15 protein-coding genes and 1 pseudogene are annotated in these 15,860 nt (G+C 63.5%); 6 read left to right on the forward strand and 10 right to left on the reverse strand.

All coding sequences use genetic code 11. The annotated features are described in order from the left end of the window. Positions 1–75: 75 nt before the first annotated feature. The 7 genes from KV697_RS13705 to KV697_RS13735 all read right to left on the reverse strand — a co-directional run bounded on the left by KV697_RS13705 (position 76) and on the right by KV697_RS13735 (position 5,978). The gene (locus KV697_RS13705) at positions 76–870 is read right to left on the reverse strand and encodes a poly(ethylene terephthalate) hydrolase family protein (RefSeq protein WP_257575874.1); all 795 of its coding nucleotides are present in this window, start codon (positions 868–870) and stop codon (positions 76–78) included. A 184-nt stretch (positions 871–1,054) separates the two neighbouring features. After that, the gene (locus tag KV697_RS13710; protein WP_257575339.1) at positions 1,055–1,816 is read right to left on the reverse strand and encodes an alpha/beta hydrolase; all 762 of its coding nucleotides are present in this window, start codon (positions 1,814–1,816) and stop codon (positions 1,055–1,057) included. A gap of 572 nt (positions 1,817–2,388) precedes the next feature. After that, positions 2,389–3,234, reverse strand: coding sequence for a TraB/GumN family protein (locus KV697_RS13715; protein WP_257575340.1), 846 nt, complete (start codon positions 3,232–3,234; stop codon positions 2,389–2,391). Between the two features lie 211 nt (positions 3,235–3,445). Next, the gene (locus KV697_RS13720; protein WP_219018661.1) at positions 3,446–4,423 is read right to left on the reverse strand and encodes an alpha/beta hydrolase; all 978 of its coding nucleotides are present in this window, start codon (positions 4,421–4,423) and stop codon (positions 3,446–3,448) included. Positions 4,424–4,561: 138 nt separating this feature from the next. Then, the gene (locus KV697_RS13725) at positions 4,562–4,942 is read right to left on the reverse strand and encodes an RcnB family protein (RefSeq protein ID WP_257575341.1); all 381 of its coding nucleotides are present in this window, start codon (positions 4,940–4,942) and stop codon (positions 4,562–4,564) included. 18 nt (positions 4,943–4,960) lie between these two features. Further along, on the reverse strand, positions 4,961–5,623 hold the full coding sequence (locus tag KV697_RS13730) for an outer membrane protein (protein ID WP_257575342.1): 663 nt from the start codon (positions 5,621–5,623) through the stop codon (positions 4,961–4,963). Positions 5,624–5,675: 52 nt separating this feature from the next. After that, on the reverse strand, positions 5,676–5,978 hold the full coding sequence (locus KV697_RS13735; protein WP_219018662.1) for a hypothetical protein: 303 nt from the start codon (positions 5,976–5,978) through the stop codon (positions 5,676–5,678). Positions 5,979–6,365: 387 nt separating this feature from the next. Here KV697_RS13735 and KV697_RS13740 point away from each other — a divergent pair, with 387 nt between their 5' ends. The 4 genes from KV697_RS13740 to KV697_RS13755 all read left to right on the forward strand — a co-directional run bounded on the left by KV697_RS13740 (position 6,366) and on the right by KV697_RS13755 (position 10,773). Continuing rightward, a complete protein-coding gene (locus KV697_RS13740; RefSeq protein WP_219018663.1) occupies positions 6,366–7,025 on the forward strand; it encodes a response regulator transcription factor in 660 nt (219 codons plus the stop codon). Continuing rightward, a complete protein-coding gene (locus KV697_RS13745; RefSeq protein ID WP_219018664.1) occupies positions 7,025–8,353 on the forward strand; it encodes a sensor histidine kinase in 1,329 nt (442 codons plus the stop codon). Before KV697_RS13740 ends, KV697_RS13745 begins: the two co-directional genes overlap by 1 nt. Before the next feature lie 143 nt (positions 8,354–8,496). Then, complete coding sequence (locus tag KV697_RS13750) at positions 8,497–8,712, forward strand: hypothetical protein (RefSeq protein ID WP_219018665.1); 216 nt, start codon at positions 8,497–8,499, stop codon at positions 8,710–8,712. 186 nt (positions 8,713–8,898) lie between these two features. Next, positions 8,899–10,773, forward strand: coding sequence for a mechanosensitive ion channel family protein (locus tag KV697_RS13755; protein WP_219018666.1), 1,875 nt, complete (start codon positions 8,899–8,901; stop codon positions 10,771–10,773). 233 nt (positions 10,774–11,006) lie between these two features. Here KV697_RS13755 and KV697_RS13760 read toward each other — a convergent pair whose 3' ends face one another. The 3 genes and pseudogenes from KV697_RS13760 to KV697_RS13770 form a co-directional block, all read right to left on the reverse strand. Further along, positions 11,007–11,492 carry a GIY-YIG nuclease family protein gene (locus tag KV697_RS13760; protein WP_219018667.1) on the reverse strand — a complete coding sequence of 162 codons (486 nt, stop codon included), beginning with the start codon at positions 11,490–11,492 and terminating at the stop codon, positions 11,007–11,009. A gap of 154 nt (positions 11,493–11,646) precedes the next feature. Next, a pseudogene (locus tag KV697_RS13765) lies at positions 11,647–11,990 on the reverse strand (IS21 family transposase); the annotation flags it as partial. A gap of 239 nt (positions 11,991–12,229) precedes the next feature. Continuing rightward, positions 12,230–13,909, reverse strand: a complete 1,680-nt coding sequence (locus KV697_RS13770) for an RNA-directed DNA polymerase (RefSeq protein ID WP_219018668.1) — start codon at positions 13,907–13,909, stop codon at positions 12,230–12,232. A gap of 864 nt (positions 13,910–14,773) precedes the next feature. On the opposite strand from KV697_RS13770, the gene KV697_RS13775 reads away from it, so the two are divergent. Together KV697_RS13775 and KV697_RS13780 are read left to right on the forward strand one after the other, a co-directional pair. Next, entirely contained in the window at positions 14,774–15,643 is an 870-nt protein-coding gene (locus KV697_RS13775; RefSeq protein ID WP_219018669.1) for a hypothetical protein, read from the forward strand. Beyond that, the gene (locus KV697_RS13780; RefSeq protein ID WP_219018670.1) at positions 15,636–15,842 is read left to right on the forward strand and encodes a hypothetical protein; all 207 of its coding nucleotides are present in this window, start codon (positions 15,636–15,638) and stop codon (positions 15,840–15,842) included. The genes KV697_RS13775 and KV697_RS13780 overlap by 8 nt, the downstream gene beginning before the upstream one ends. The last annotated feature ends 18 nt before the right edge of the window (positions 15,843–15,860 follow it).

Consider the following 15,860-nt stretch of genomic DNA (forward strand, 5'->3'; position numbering starts at 1 on the left):
GGTCCTTCGCGGCTGATTGTCTCGCCTCTCGCCCTTACCTAATTGGAAGGGTTCACGCGCCACATCGATCGTACGTCATCGAATGTTGGAGGCGCTCCGGGACCAATTGGAGCCGCTGCGGAGAAACTCGCCCCGGGGACGGAAGGCAGCTGCGACGTCGTTCGAAGCCTGCAGGCGCCACATCAGCCATGCCGTGGAGTATCCCAGGTATGGGTACATGCCCTGTACACAGCCCAGGCGGGCGCAGTCCGGGCGATCGCCGTTCTGAATGTCTGCATGGACCGCGTACCGCAGCAGCGCGAACGCCTTCTCCGCGGTATCCGGTACTGGATCGTACCAGTCCGAAGTGCCGCTGTCCGGCGTGCTGGTCCATTGGAATATCGACGCGGTCACGTTCGACTTGCGATATGACGACGGCGTGACCTTGCAGCACAGGGCGGAGAAGAACCAAGGCGACGTGTGGAACGCGACATATGTCTTGAACACGGGGCTCAGCCGAGCGTGCAGGCTGGTAACGGCCGCCCCGCCCTGCGAGTGACCGACAGCTCCGACATTCGCAGCGTCCACCTTTCCGTAGAACGGGCTCGAGGACGTCTCGCCGAGCTTCAGCACATATTTGGCGGCATCTTCGGTCGTGGCACCATTCCCGGTACTCGTGTCCTGGCTCGCCACGACGATGAACCCCCAGGACGCGAGATGCTTGAGATAATATGCGTAGTTCTCCGGCTTCTGACCAGTTCCGTTGGCCCAGCTCACGACGGGGTGCCTGTATCCACGCCTGCCGCCCTTCGCAGCGTCCGTTCCCAGCTGCGTGGGGTACCAGATATCGCAGAGCTTGTTCTTGCGGTCACAGGCGTCGCGGGTTGTCATCCGGGTCACCGACCACGGGCCAAGGACCTGATACCTCGCCTCTACCGGCCCCTTCGTTTCGTAACTCGACACTCGCGCTTGTACGGGTAGTGCGTAAGCCGCCGCTACCAGGGCACTGATTAGAACTTTGTTCATCAAAATAAATCCTTGCCGAACTTTGAAGCGCTACAATTCAAACCTGGTGTTATTTGTTACGCTCGAGGAAGCCCTGCATCTTCAGCCACGCGGTGAATTCAGGTATCAGCATGGCATTCGTGGTTCCGGGCCTTCCCGTGCCGAAACCGTGTCCGCCGCCCTGATAGACGTGGAGTTCGACCGGTCGCTTGGCCTGCCGCCAGGATTGAACGATGTCGAAGTTCTGCTTTCCGAACAGGAAGTCGTCCATTGCCAGAGCCGCGAAGAGCGGCGGCGCATTCGGCGGCACCTTTGCGGCGTCCATCGGGCCATAGACATAACCGATGAAAGCAGGCGGCGTCGGAGCATCCTCATTCCTCTTGCCGGCGTCGAGGATCGGTGAGATCGCGGCTATGGCGCCAGCGGAGAAACCGATCATCCCGACGCGTTCGGGGTCGATCTTCCATTCCTTCGAGTGGCTGCGAACGAGCTTGAGCGCTTCCACGCCGTCCTTGATGGCGTTCGTCGGATCAAGGGAGGACCGGGATCCGTCGCCACCAGTTCCGGTCAGCGCCATCAGGAGGCCAGCGGTATAGGCCAGCTTGCTACGAGGCGTCGGGTTCACTCGATACTTCAGTACGAATGCCGTGATGCCCTGATCCGCCAGTTTCCTGGCGACCTGCCGGCCTTCACTGTCGATGGACAACGACATGAAGGCTCCTCCGGGTGCGACGATGACGGCTGCACCATTCGCTGTTCCGGGCCTCGGCAGCACCGGCGTCAGCGTCGGATACGTCACATTGCGCACGCCCCCGTCCGAGCCGGTCGACATTTCGTCTCCGACCTTGCCTGGATTCGCAGAGCCGTAGAGCGGAATGGCCCCGGCGCCCAAGGATGAGCTGCTCGGCGGATCCGCAGGCGCCGACTGGGCGCAAGAGGTGCTCAAAGACGCTCCCGCCATGACCATGGCCATAATCCATGACCTCTTCATGCTCATCTCCGAATTGGTCACATGCTTGAAAGCGGACAGCCTATGTAGCCGGACCGATCATGCTCTTCGTCGGAAGGGCAGTGTCATTCTCGACCGACGGAAGGCCTAGAAGCATCATTCCGGACGATCACCTCTGTCCGGCGCGTCCCGGTCTTGTCGATCGCCGCGATTGTGGCTGGTGCCGCTGCCATCCTGAGACCGGCCGCGGTCACGCCAACGATCGCCATGTCGCTCGCCTCTATCATGCCGACGCGGGTGGTCGCTCCACCGCCCTGGCCGATCGTCTACGCACCCCGATAGCAGCAGGGTACCAAGCGCGACCATGGCGCCCGTGATGAACAACTTACGCATATGACTTCGTCCTTGCACTTATCTAAAATGAAAGCCGCCTTTTCCGCAGGCGGATGTCGGACTCACCGAAGCTGCCCGTCCCAGGAGGGGCCTGTGATGTCGCTGCCGCCCTGCCGGAGATGGTCGAGCACGCCTCCACGCTCCGTCAGGACACGGATCGGGATCACGGCGAGAATCGTGCCGGACGTCCGCGCCGCCTCATCGATGGCGACGGACCACTGTCGACGGAGCTCCACGCCGAGCTCATCCGAACTCCAGGGCCAGCATCGCCCGATCGCGATCTCGATGGGATTGGCGGACAGCGCCGGGATATCGGACCGCGTCCAAGCCCGCCCACGTTCCTCAACGCTTTCAGGCCCCGTGTCAGCCGCATCGACCGCGGCACGCAGACAGCGGATATGCGACTCGGGTGGTGCCTGCAGCAGATCGTCGATGACGCTGCGGAACCGCATCGTGTCAACCGGCCGGGCCGGTATCCTTGCCTGCTTGACGACTTTGCGGACAACCTCGGTGGCATTGAACGTGACGTCATGGCCGAACCCCAGTTGCTGGGTGAGGATGTCACGCGCCGTCACGAGGAAGTTCTGCCTCGAATAATCGACATCGTACCTGTCCTCCAGCAGATGAAGCCGACGTGCCAGGCGCGGATCGAGATAGTCGTCCGCCACCCTGTCGTCGGGTAGCTTCATGACCTTTCCTCCTTTGAGGATAAGCCGAAGCACATCTCCCACCGATGGTTTGCTGGAGACGCCGAGGATCACCCGATCGGCACGTCTGGTCGCTTCCTCGAGGCGTGCCGGCCGCCACGGGGTGGATTTGGGGACGTCGTTGATCTCACCCACCATGAGAATGGTGCCATTCCCGGTGGTGACTTCCCAGATCGGAACCCCGGAACGGCGGGCGACCACGACGATGTCGTTCGATGTGTCTTCGACATTCCTGTCAGTGGCAGGTCGTTCCGTAGCTGGCGGACGTTGTCTGGTCTGGGCTCCCACTACACTTCCACCCATGGCTGCGATCGCTGCCAGGCAGCACAATCCCGACCTCAAGACTGCAGTCACGATCGTCCCCTCGGTAATCTCGTCGATTCGCGCTGTCGGTTTGGCGGAGTGCACGGCGTCAGCCGCCCTTCAGAGCTTTGAAGAAGGATTCGATGTTCTTCGGCGTTTTGGATCGCTCGACGGTGTGTATCGAAAGCTCTTGCCGCTCTCTGACGAGCTTTTGGAGGAAGGACTGCATCTCGAGCTTCTGATCGAGCAGCGGGGTGCCCGCGATCACATGATCCCCCTCAGGGTAGTCCACGAACCACTTGGAATGCTCGGCGTCCGGGAACTTCTTGAAGTACGCCACCGGACCATAGCCGGCAAACGGCGCCTGGACCTCGTCATAGGTGACGAGCTGATCCTTGGATCCATGGAAGAACATGATCGGAGCAGGCTTGTTCTTGAAGGTCAGAGGAGTTCCCGGCTTCAACCAGAACGCTCCGGCCATCGAGATCACGCCAGCGTAACGAAAATTGGCCGGCAGACGTGACTGCGCCAAGCGTGTCTCGTTCGCGACGTTGTACTCGGCCACCAGCGAGTTGGTCGCTCCGGCACTCCCTCCGAGAAGGACGATCTGCGCCGGGTCGATGTCCCATTCGGCTGCATGCTTCAGAGCGAAGGCGGTCGCGTCGAAAAGATCCTCCACGCTCCATTCGATGGAGCGCAACAAGACGTCGGGCCAATTCGCAGACGTGACTTCCTTTCGATCCTTGGCGATCTTGACGCCAAGGCGGTAGTCGATGGCAAGGATCGTATACCCCAGCGACGCGAAGTACTTGTAGCCGGACACGATGCCGGCGTCGGTTCGTGATCCGCTTTCCCAGCCACCACCGTACATGAAGATGATGACCGGCCGTTTGCCCTTCACCTTGACCGACCTGTCTACGACCCGGTCGAGCTTCAGCTCCTGGCCGGATCTCGAGGCGTAGGTGAAGGTCGTCGTGACATAATCCGGGCGGACGCTGCTCTCGACGAACGAAGAGGGCTGCTGACCATTGGCGCAGGCGGACGCCGCGAGCGCCAAGGTGGCAGCGAGAAGTTTCAGGCTGTTCATGATGACCCCGAAGGTGCTCGAGCACGAGCGTCAGCGCGCCGCTCGGAAGGAAGATGACGGTCAGTCAGGTGCCTCGTCGGCCCCAGCCCGTCGACATGGATCCGGTTTCGGCATTCCGCCGGAACCGGATCCGTTCATTCACCGCACGGCGTTGGCGATCACGGCTGCTACGATGCCTGTCGCGATGCCGACCAGTACGGCATCGTTGCCGGACCGAACGTAGCGATAGCCGCGCGGGGGCGGCCGGAGACCACGATACCGTCGATAGTCGATGGGGGCGTAATGTCGGGCGTAGCGCTGATCGAAGCGTTCTCCCCGGCGCCATTGGCGGTAACGTTGCACCTGCTCGATGTGGCGCTGCCGCAGATCACCTCGACCGGGTGACCAGCCCCGCGCCTGTTCGACGTGTCGCTGCCGCATGCCATCGCGATCGCGAGGCCAATGCTGTTGAGCCTCGGCCGCGAGGGGCGCGAGGAGAATGGAAGATGCCAGAACGGCACGCAGGGAGTTGCGCAACATCGAGTCCGTCCTTTCCGATCAGAACCGGACGCCGACGCCGGCGACGATCTGGTGCCGGTCGGTGTCCACGTCGAAGCGATCGGTCGAGCCACCATCGACGAACCGGTAGTCGGCCTGCTCGTAGTTGGAGTAGCGATACTCGAGCTTCGCATAGGTGTTGGTGCCGATGGACTGCTGGAGCCCGGCACCGATGCGCCAGCCATTCAGACGGAAGCGTTCACGATCCGAGACCGATCCATTGCCCAGAACCGTATCGAGATGGGCGTTGGTGTAGCCGCCCTTGACATAGGCGAGGGTGGACGGCGCAACGGCGAAACCCGCACGCCCACCGACATACAGATCGCGGCCGGCCTTGACCTCGCCGTAGCCGAACAGGTTCGGATCGCGGCGATCGGCCTTCGCCTTGCCGGTGGAGTCGGTCCACTCGCCTTCGACTCCGAGGACGACGCCTCCCAGCGGCAGGTCGTAGCCGACCTCAACGCCGTACAGGAAGCCCTCCGCGCTCTGATCGTCGCCGTCGATTCCAGAGCGCTCGGTGCTGCCCGACCGAAGGATGTCGAGCCCGCCGATCGCGCCGACGCGCAAGCCGCCCTGAGCGGCATCCTGTGCCGCTGCGGGGCTGGCGATGGCCATTACGGGCAGCAGGGCGACGAGGACGGACGGGATGATACGCATACGCATTGATGTTTCCTTGGAGTATTGGTCGAAAGTTGGAGAGAAGCCGGATCGCGCCTCAGCGGCCACGATCGTCGAGGAAGCGTTCGCGGCCGCGATCGTCGACCCAGTAACGGCGCCCGTCGCGATGACGGTACATGTCGCGTCGGCGGCCATCCTTGGTGATGACGCCGATCGCCGCGCCACCTGCCGCGCCCGCTGCGGCCCCGGTGAGGGCGTCGCCGCCCGTTGCCGCACTGAGCACGGCGCCCGCTGCGGCGCCGATGAGGGCGCCCCGTGCTGCCGCCCGACGCTCCTGATGATCGGCTGCGCAGCCGCTGAGCATGACTGCGGGTATGAGACCTGCTAGAAGAAGACGCATGACGAACCTCGTGATCTGAGAGGCCCACCTCGCCGGTCTTGCCGACCTGCGAACTGGGCTGGTCTGATCGTCTTCCGTCGCCGACATTACGCGAACATTGCGTCAGAGGCGTCCGATGATTTTGCTCTTTCCAGGCTCGAGGTTGGCGGGGGACCGGATGTAATGTTCGGGCAATGTACGCCCTCAAGGATGAAGGCATGCGACCGGCGTTCGGTCACAAAGGGGACGCCAGATACGGCGCGTCGGGAACCAGATGTTCGAGAAGAATGGAGAGGCTGACATGGCCATTGCGCCGTTCGAAGCGCGACCGGAGCGCATCGAGGTGATGAGCGTCGAAAGTGCGATGCTTCCGACGACTGCCGAGCACCAGTCGTGAGGATATTGCTGGTGGAGGACGAGCCCGACATGGCGTCGGCATTGATCTCCATCCTCTCGCCCTGCGGCTTCATCGTGGATCATGTGGGCGATCTGGGTCTTGCGCGCGAGGCGATCGAAGGCGGGCTGCACGAAGTGATCCTGCTCGATCGCCAGCTCCCCGACGGCGATGGCATCAGTCTGCTGTCGGAAATGCGTCATGCCGGGAACACGACTCCCGTCATCATCCTGACGGCGCACAACGACCCGCCTTCCCGCGTGAAGGGGCTGGACGTCGGCGCCGACGATTACGTCGGCAAGCCGTTCGTCCTGGCCGAACTCGTGGCGCGCGTACGAGCGGCCGGTCGCAGATCCTCGGCCTATGTGAGTCAGACGTTGAGCGAGGGAAACGTCACCCTGGACCTTCTGAGCTCCGACCTCCTCGTCGATGGGCGGATCGTCGCTGCCCCTCGGCGTGAGATCCTCATCCTGAAGATGCTTCTGCGCCGCCCTGGCCGCACCGTGCTCCGCCGCAATCTCGAAGAGGCGGTCTACGGCTATGACGACGAGATCCAGTCCAACGCTCTCGACAGCCACGTCTCCCGCCTACGTCGGCGTCTCACCGAGAACGCGGCCGACGTCACCATCCATAGCATCCGGGGACTCGGCTATCTGCTGAAGGCGGATCGCTGATGCGTCTCTTCGGATCGAGATCGTTGAGCTGGCGCCTCGCCTCCCGTTTCACGGTGAGCCTCGTCATACTGATGATAGGCCTGAACGTGACGGTGGCAGCGATCATCGCCTGGCGTTTCCCCGACCTCAGCCGGGGTGCCGATCCCGCGCTTCCCACCATCATCAGGGACTCTCTTCTCCCCACTCGTGACGGGTTGATGCTTCGCCCGACGAGCGCGCTGGCCCAAGCTCGCGAAAGCGCCCCGCAGTTATGGTTCGAAGCCCGGGACGCGACGGGCCATACCGTGCGCTACGGAGCCGTGCCGCCGGAGATGGAGCCGTTGATAGCACGGCTTCCCATTCTCGCAGAACTCGACCTCAAGACGGAGGCAGCGTCCGAGTTGACGACCAAGATCGCCACGGTCGCCATCGACGGCTCGTCCATAAAGGTCATATACGGCGGCAAGGCCGATCAATCGTCGCTCCTGGCGGGCGTGATCGCCATTCTCGGCATTCTGTTCTTTCCCGCGCTGATCGTGCCGGCCCTGCTCTCCTTCGTCGCCATTCCACTGCTCGTAAGGCGGGCGTTGGCCGGGTTGAGGCGCACCACCGTGCTCGCGGCGAGTATCAGCGTCGACAGCCTTCCGAACAGGCTGCCCACTGACGACATCCCGATCGAGATCGAACCTCTCGTCCATGCGGTGAACACCGCCCTCGACGGCATCGAGGCGACGGTGCGCGGCCGGCAACGCTTCCTGGCGGACGCCGCGCACGAGCTGCGAACACCGATCGCCATCCTTCAGGCCCGTCTGGAGGGGCTGACGCCATCTCCCGGGAAGAACGACCTGCTTCGCGACGTGGGGCGCCTGGGAGCGGTAGCCGAGCAGTTGCTCGACATGCAGCGCTTCGCCGTGCGGCAGAACGTGGTCGACGTCGATTTTGTCGCGCTGTGCGAACAGGTGGTGGCCGATCTGGCTCCAGTAGCGATCGAGGCCGGTTACGATCTCGAATTCGCGACGGTGCCACGATCTGCCGTCATACGAGGAGACGCGACGTCGATCGAACGGGCCGTCACGAATCTGGTGGTCAACGCCATCCAGCATGGCGGAGGCAGCGGTACGATCTCGGTCTCGATCGTTTCCACATCGATCGTCGAAGTGGCCGACGAGGGGCCCGGTATCGGCGTCGAAGCGCGTAGGATCTTCGAGCCCTTCTACCGATTGCGACCTTCGAGCACCGGTGCCGGGCTTGGATTGGCGCTGGTCCGACAGATCGCCCACCTGCATGGCGGGCACGTGCACGTCGTCCCTACGCCACGGGGGGCCTGCCTGCGTCTCGTGCTGGGCTGATCTGCCCCGGACGCAGCGTACCGCATCTCCGGCTCGGGCAGGGAGCGCCCCGCAGCGCTGCAGTTCGGAAGGACGCAATCTTGAGGTAACCTTGGAGCAGCATCGTCGCGTCTGCTGGATGGAAGGGAACCAGGAGTGACACGATGACCGAGATTGTTTCGATAACGGACGAGACCGCTTTTGCCGAATTCTGTGTTGCTCACGTTATCATGCAGGGCCTGAACGCCGGATTTCACCCTGCACTGCTCTGCATAGAGTCGTTCAAGGTTATCGTTGCAAACCCCGTCTGCTACCCACCGCGGCGGTTTGCCGAAATCAAGATATTCTCTGGAAATGAAAACGGTGAAGTCAGGTCCTGATAAAGCCTCCTAGAGGGGCGAGTACGAATGAGATTTTGCAAAGACGCTCTTCGGATCCGACCTGTCTATGTATGCGCGAGGCGGTAATTGGCCCTGCTCGGTATCGTCCGTAAAAAATTTTGAGGTGCAACGATGACATGGCGACGCCGCGCTCTTGTTCTGTTTTGGTCGGTGTGGGGATTGGTCATGAGCGGTCCTGCGTTCGCTGCCGTTGTCTCCTCCCACCCGGAGACGGCGGAAACAGGCGTCTTCGCAAGTCTGCTGAAGGATGCCGAGGTCGGTATCGCGCTCATGGCTCGTCAAATGGCACAGCCGGCACCAGATGCAGTCAGGCTTGTGTGGCTCCTGCTGACTCTGGCGTTGGCCTACGGGATCGTCCGACCGGCCCGTGAATGGGCGATCAGACGACTTTCAGCCTTCCTGGCGAGGGGGCAGCGGCACTCCGACCTCACTGTCTTCGGACGGGCTCTGGGAGCGGTGATCATCACGCTGGTCACTTTCAGCATCGGAAGTGCAGCGGTGCTCAACGCCGTCAGTTCCTGCCTGATGCTTCTTCCCGAGATGCAGGCGCTGGTGGGCGTCGTGACCACCGGCTGCGTCCTCTCGGGGCTGGGCCTGGGGATCGGCCGGGCCTTACGATCTCCGGATGCCAAGGAACTGCGACCGGTTCAGCTGCCCCCCGGCCTCGGTCAGACGATCGCCATCTACCCGTTCGCCGGCGGTATCCTGCTCGGGGCCGTCTCATTCGTGGATTCGGCATCGCGCATGCTGCACGCGTCAGCCTCATCCTGGGGAGTCGCGCAAGGGATCGTGGCCCTTGCGCAACTGCTGCTGATTGGACGCTTTCTGGTGTTGGCCGGCCAGGCACGCGAGCGTTCCACGCTTACCGTGGCCGGGGATGAAAAGCCGCGTCTCCCTGCTGTCTTCGGACTGACCGCAATCGTCTGGAGCATCATCGCCGTAGCCGCCGTCGCCCTGCTTCTGGGCCATGCCCGATTCGCCATGACGGTCCTGCAGGAGATCCTGTGGGCCGCCCTCGTACTGACCACCACCTGGATCATCACGCGCTTCCTCGATGCCCTGGTCGTCCAGCTGCTCAGCCAGAATCAACGCACGACCCGCTTCGCGACGGGGGTCGTCGGCGTTCAGAAGATGAGGATAGACCAGGCGGCGCTGCTGATGAGCGCCGTGATGAATGTCGTGATCTGGCTCATCGCCCTTCTGCTCACGATCGCTCCTCTGCATGGACGCGGCGACAACGTCGTCGAGCAGGTGCGGCCGAAGCCGATGCTCGCGTCGCTACGCTACATCGATCTGACGCCTGGAACGATCTTCACGGCCGTCATGATCCTCGCCGGCGGGATCGCTGCGACGCGCATGATCCGGGGCTGGCTCGAGCGGCGTTTCCTACCTGCCACGACCCTCGACATCGCGGCGCGCACCTCGATCACCACCGGTCTGGGCTACATCGGGGTCATATTCGCCCTCGTGGGGGCCAGCAGCGCGCTCGGACTGCAGCTCGAGAAGGTCACGCTGATCGCCAGTGCTCTCACCGTGGGCATCGGTTTCGGCCTGCAGGCGATCATCCAGAATTTCGTCTCCGGCATCATCATGCTCTTCGAGCGACCGGTCAAGATCGGCGACCGCGTCCTGGTCAGCGGATCCGAAGGAAGGATCCGCAAGATGCGTGTTCGCGCGACCGAGCTGGTCGCAGACGATGGCTCGGTGGCGATCATTCCGAATTCCGCCTTCATATCATCGATCGTGGTGAACAAGTCGGAGGTCGCGGCGCCAACCGAGCTGTCGTTGAAGATCATCGTGACCGGGATCGCATCCGCGCGTGCCGCCAAGGATCTTCTTCAAGGCATTCTGGGCGCTTCCGAGGTCGGTGGCGGGAATCCTTCCGCCCGCATCGATCTGGAGAAGATCGGTGATCATGAGTTCGTCTTCCAGGTGCATGTCCGCCCCAATGGGGGGAAGGTCACACCCGATGTACGGAGCCGACTGCTCATGGAGTTGAGTGAGAAGTCTCTCGATGGAGTTTCGATAACCTCTGAATGACTGCGCTGAGTCATCTCCTTGATATGGGGTGCCCGTTCGCAACTACACCGGCGTGAGCTGGATCTCGCCTTCACGAGGAGACGCACTCGCCGCACGGAAGGGCGCGCACCATGAGACTGATCGAGTTGCTGCCCGGTATCGCGATCATGCTTCTTGCGACGGTGATGATGGAACTCTTCGACGCAGCATAAACGGCAACCCCGTCCTCCGACCTCCTCGCCAGCGCCCCCCCTTCAGACGATCGCCGCGACTCCGGTCACCCTGCGGGGCTGTACAGCGCGACCGAGATAGTGGTCCCCGTCGTCGTATGCGATCTGGGTCCAGCGCTCAGCGCAGTCGAAGGCCATGTGCTGGCGGTTGCGCTTGGGGCCCATGGCGCGGATCAGAAGGGCCTCAAGATCGCCGATCGTAGTGCTGGTGTCCCCGGAGACGTCGGTCTGCGGATCGCCGAGACCCAGAACGCCACTCGTCGCGCTCGCGGGAAGGAGCGGACGGAAGCCGAACCAGCTGAAGCGATCCCATCTGCCCTTCAGGTGATCCGTCTTGTGGTCCTTCAGCCGTTTGCCCATGCCTTGGTTGCGGGTGAGGCCGACATAGCTCGGGCCGTAGTCGTCATAGAGGATGTATACGCCCTGCTGATGCCGGAAGTCCGCCACCCTCAGGCTGCCTCGATTGCTGCCGATCCTGCCGAGGAGTCGGAAGCTGTCGCGGACCCCCATCCCCGGATGCCAATCGATCTCGTCCTCGCGCCAGAAGTGAACCGCGCCGGGTTTGCCGGAGGCCGTTGGATGTGAGTCACGCTGCGATGACGAACGCCACGTAGACGAACTCCGCCCAGGTCGCGACGTAGGTGAACGCCGGTGCATTCATCACGTCCCGACGGCGTGCCTGCCGCCAGCGGGCCGAATAGCGGCGCACCGCATCGTGTGAGCCGTCGAACCCTCGCGCAGCAGCAGATCGTGGATGCGCGTGATACGCAGCTTCTCGCGCTGCGGCCGCGCCTCGTCTTCCTCTCGCAACGCATCCAGTCTTGCCTGGAACGGCCCCAGATTGGGCAGCGGCTGCACCTCGCGCCGGTATCCCATGTCCGCATCCGGCGCCCGGATCGCCTTGCGCACCACTTTGCGGGATAAAGGCAGGTCTCGCATGGTCGCCTTGATGGCTTTCCCCGCCGCATGCTCGCGCCGAATCCTCAACACCGTCTCCAATGCCAACATCCCGATCTCGCCGCCTGACGAACCGCCAAGCGTGCAGCCTAGACCGCCGCGATTAGGGAGCTTTTTCGACGCAGATCACCGCGCTACCGGGGTCCCTTTTCCATCCTGATCCACAACGGTGGACTCCGGCGGCCGGAAATCTGAACGTGGTCGAAAGTATCCCGAGTCAGGCATGGGAGCACCCTTCCGGGGCCGGAGGCGCGATGCGGCCGAAGTGCACTGTCGCGGCCGAACGCATGTTAGATCAATTCGTCGAAATCCACGTCATAGGCGTTCGGAAACACGTCGCCGTCCTCGTCCGACGCGTCAGAGCGTCTTCTCTTCGACTTGCCTTCGGAATCGTACCCGTACCTAGTCCGGCTGATCGCATCGGCTCGCCCGCCCCTCACGGCGCTGACGTGAGCCTTGAAGTCGATCAGCTTCACCCTTCTGCTCGCGAGATGCTCCATCTCCTCCGCCAGCGTTCCTCCGAAGGCCATGCCCGTGAAACCGGTGGAACGTGCGACCAGATTGAGGAGCCAGTCACCGTCGTTGGACGCGAGTTTCGCCGCCCTGAACCTGATCGGCGGCTTGCGTGCGAGCCGCTTCGCACCGTGGGCAGCCACGATGAGCGCCCTGATGTGCGCGTTCGGATTGCCGCAGCAGGCGGTCGCCAGTTGCTCCGTCACCTCGAGCTCCGCCGTGAACAGCAGCCATAGCAGCCAGACGACCTCGTGATGGTGGTTGAACGCTAGGTGGCGATGTATCAGGTTGTAGGACGCCTCCCTCCAGCCGTCCCGATCGATCGCGCCGCCGTCCGCGACCCTCTTGACCACGAGCAACGCGACGTAGTCGATCGCGTGCGGGTGATGGAACATGATGCGTTGGAGATACGGTTCGATCGTGTCCCAGTCCGGCCCGCCGTACGAACGGATCTGGTCCAGCGTCCGGAGCGCAATCTTCACGGGGCTGTCGGACTTGATCTCACGTGCGATCTGGAGGGCCTTGTTGACGAAGAGCACTAGGTCCTCGGTGTCGGGATCCCCGAGCCATCCGCCCATGCCGCGCGCATTCTGACGAAGCTCCTGAGCCCAAATCTCGTTCAGCGGCTCGACGCCTCTCATGACGTAGGTCTTCCCGTCGTTCACGTTGAGACTGTACCGCTGCAGGGTGTCGCGCAGCGTCGAGAGGGCGACCAGTGCCTCCGCTTCGCTGCTCAGACCGAGATAATAGTCGTCCACGTGACGCGCGGCCCCCACGACGGCCGTACCGAACCCCGCCTTCAGCTCGGCGTCAAGACCCGCCATCACGAACTCGGCGATGAGCCGGAACGCGTCCGGCCCGACGAGGAGACCCTGCGACTCCCCCATCTGGCAGTTCCGGACGAACAGATCGAGCGCGTTGAACGTGTTGGCGGCGGATCGCGGGCTGGTGTCCGCCTTCGCCTCCCTGATGCCGTGGGCCGACCAGACGATGGCGTGGGAATACACGCTGGGGAAGAACTGCGCCACGTCTGTCCTGAGCACGTGACCGGCGTACCGGAGCTTCCTCGACGCCACGGTCGTCAGCTCGGAGAGGGACTGCATGATGATGGGGCGATCGTCGTCCTCGCGTCCGACCTTGGGTCGACTGACGGAGAAGGGAGAGGAGTCGAAGCGCGCGGCAAACTCGCCCCAGTGATCGGCTATGAAACTCGCGACGTGGAAGTACGAGATCGGATTGGGCGTTCCGTAGTAGCGCCGGCTGCCGTCGTGCTTGGTGCCGCTGTAGCGGATGTAGTCCGAGTGGCGCTTCGCCTGGAACGCCCGACCCTTCAGGGTCCGCACGAGACCGGACAACGCGCGCTTCAGGTCCGTGGAGACGAAGCATGGAGGCAGGACCTCCGGGAACAGGCCCTTCTGCAGCAGCCCGTACCTGTTCCTGATCTCACGTTCGGCCACGTCGACCGCCTACCGCATCCATCCGCATCTCGCGATGGTGGATCGATCGCAGTGTCAGATCAAGCCGCAGGCACGGGCACGGGCACGGGCACGGGCACGGACCGCTTGACCGGCACGCGATCGGTGACTGCCCTACGCCGCTGCCGCCCTGCGACGCCGTTTGGAGGCGACTGCCCAAGGAGATCGTGGACCAGCAGCCCCGTACAGGATTCCCATCGACGCGCCCTTGTCATGGGTCGCTTACGACCTAGATCGGAGGCTATGGGTCTTCTGCTCGCCTTGCTGCGCAGTCAGCTCGCCATGCTGGCTGGCGTGGTCGGGGGGGAGCCCGTTCCCTCCGTGCGCCAGCCGGCTGTTCGGAAGTGCCATCGGCGTACTCCGGTGATCGCAAGTAATCGTGGGTCGCCGCAGCCCTTCCGCGATCATCCGCCCCAAGCGTGGGCCGTCCCCTGACTGCACATCCTTCAATGTTCGGCATGAAGGGAGTTAGCAGGATGAAAGAGGTTTCGCGCGGAGACGCGCGGTATGCGGCGGACGACGGTCCGACCCGGTCGGAGGCGAACGGTGTGCGCTCCCGGAGCGTTCCGGATCTTGACGGCGTGGCAGGCGGTACCGGGGCCGGGCTGCCCTTGGCGGTCCTGGTCGGAGCCACGAAGAGGGCGGACACGCCCAGTGGCTGCTCGGTGCTATTCCACCTGCAGCTGCCCGACTCTACCATCGTCGACCTGAGCTACGCCACCCTGCTGACGCTTCTCCGGTTTGCGCAGCGGGAGGGAGTCGTGCCAACCCTCGACGAGGACTGGTGGTCGCGGACGGGATGCTCGGATGGTTGCGCACTTCAAGATGCGGAAGGGTGAGACGGCCGTGAAGAAGATCACACCGCACGTCGTCGAGGCCGATCTGGGGAGGCGGCATCCCTGGCTGCAGAAGGGACGCACGCGGGACGGCGACAGCCATTTCGCCGTCTGCCCGTACTGCGAAAACCCCATTCAACTGAAGGGGCTCTACCACCGGAACGCGGGTGGGACCCGACCCTACGGCAGTCATGTCGGGGAACCGGTCGAAGGCTTCGCGTTCGACGGCGCCGACCACGAATTCTGTCCCTTCCGGTACAAACGGGACCGGCCCGACCGGAACGCGCGCCGCCCCCGGGGTGCGATGGGCATGCACCTCGTGGAGATGGCGGTTTCGGAGTTCGACCGCATCGTCCTCATCCTGCGCGAGGATTTGGGGTTCCGCTTCTCGAACCTCTTCGCGCGCCGGATGCTCGAACAGTGGTTCGATTCCGGCGGATACCTTTACACCGGCGCACACCTACGGAATCTGCCCTGGATGATCGCGTACTTCGGCCCATCCCAGAACCTCTTCGGCCAGCCGATCGGTCGCAACGGGGATATGGCCGCCGCCGTGCGGAAGATCGTGCCGAACGCGGTCATCTCCGACGAGGGGCGGCTCGTGGGGGGCGAAAGCTGGATACGGCTCGACCTGCAGTGCCTGCACCACAGGATTGAGGCGAAGCCGGACGGGACCCTCGAGGAGCGGATGGACGCGACCGTCCGGGACTTCACGGACACGAACGTCCCGGAACGCGCCCCGCTCGTCCATCGCAGCCGGATCACGTTCCGGCCCGAGGCCTTCGAAGCGCTCGTCAACACGGCGCCCGGCAAGGCGAGACGCGACGAGAAGCTCCTCGAGATCGCGGCGCTCGTCGCGGGAGAGAAGATCGGTGGCTGAGGCGGAAGCTCCGGGCGAATGGTTCGGTGACGCGTTCCTCGTCCTCGAAGACGTGCGTGCGGGCAGGACGTTCGCCGTGTCGGTCGCGACCTTGGCCAAATGCCTGCGTACCGCGGAGGTGATGCACCTCGTACCGCCGCTCGGTGATGACTGGCGGCCGCCGGAAATGCCGGAGAGCTCGGGCCCGGGAGATCAATGACCATTGCGCATCCGTGCT

The sequence above is a fragment of the Sphingomonas sanguinis genome (assembly GCF_019297835.1).
GTDB classification, from domain to species: Bacteria; Pseudomonadota; Alphaproteobacteria; order Sphingomonadales; family Sphingomonadaceae; genus Sphingomonas; species Sphingomonas sanguinis_D.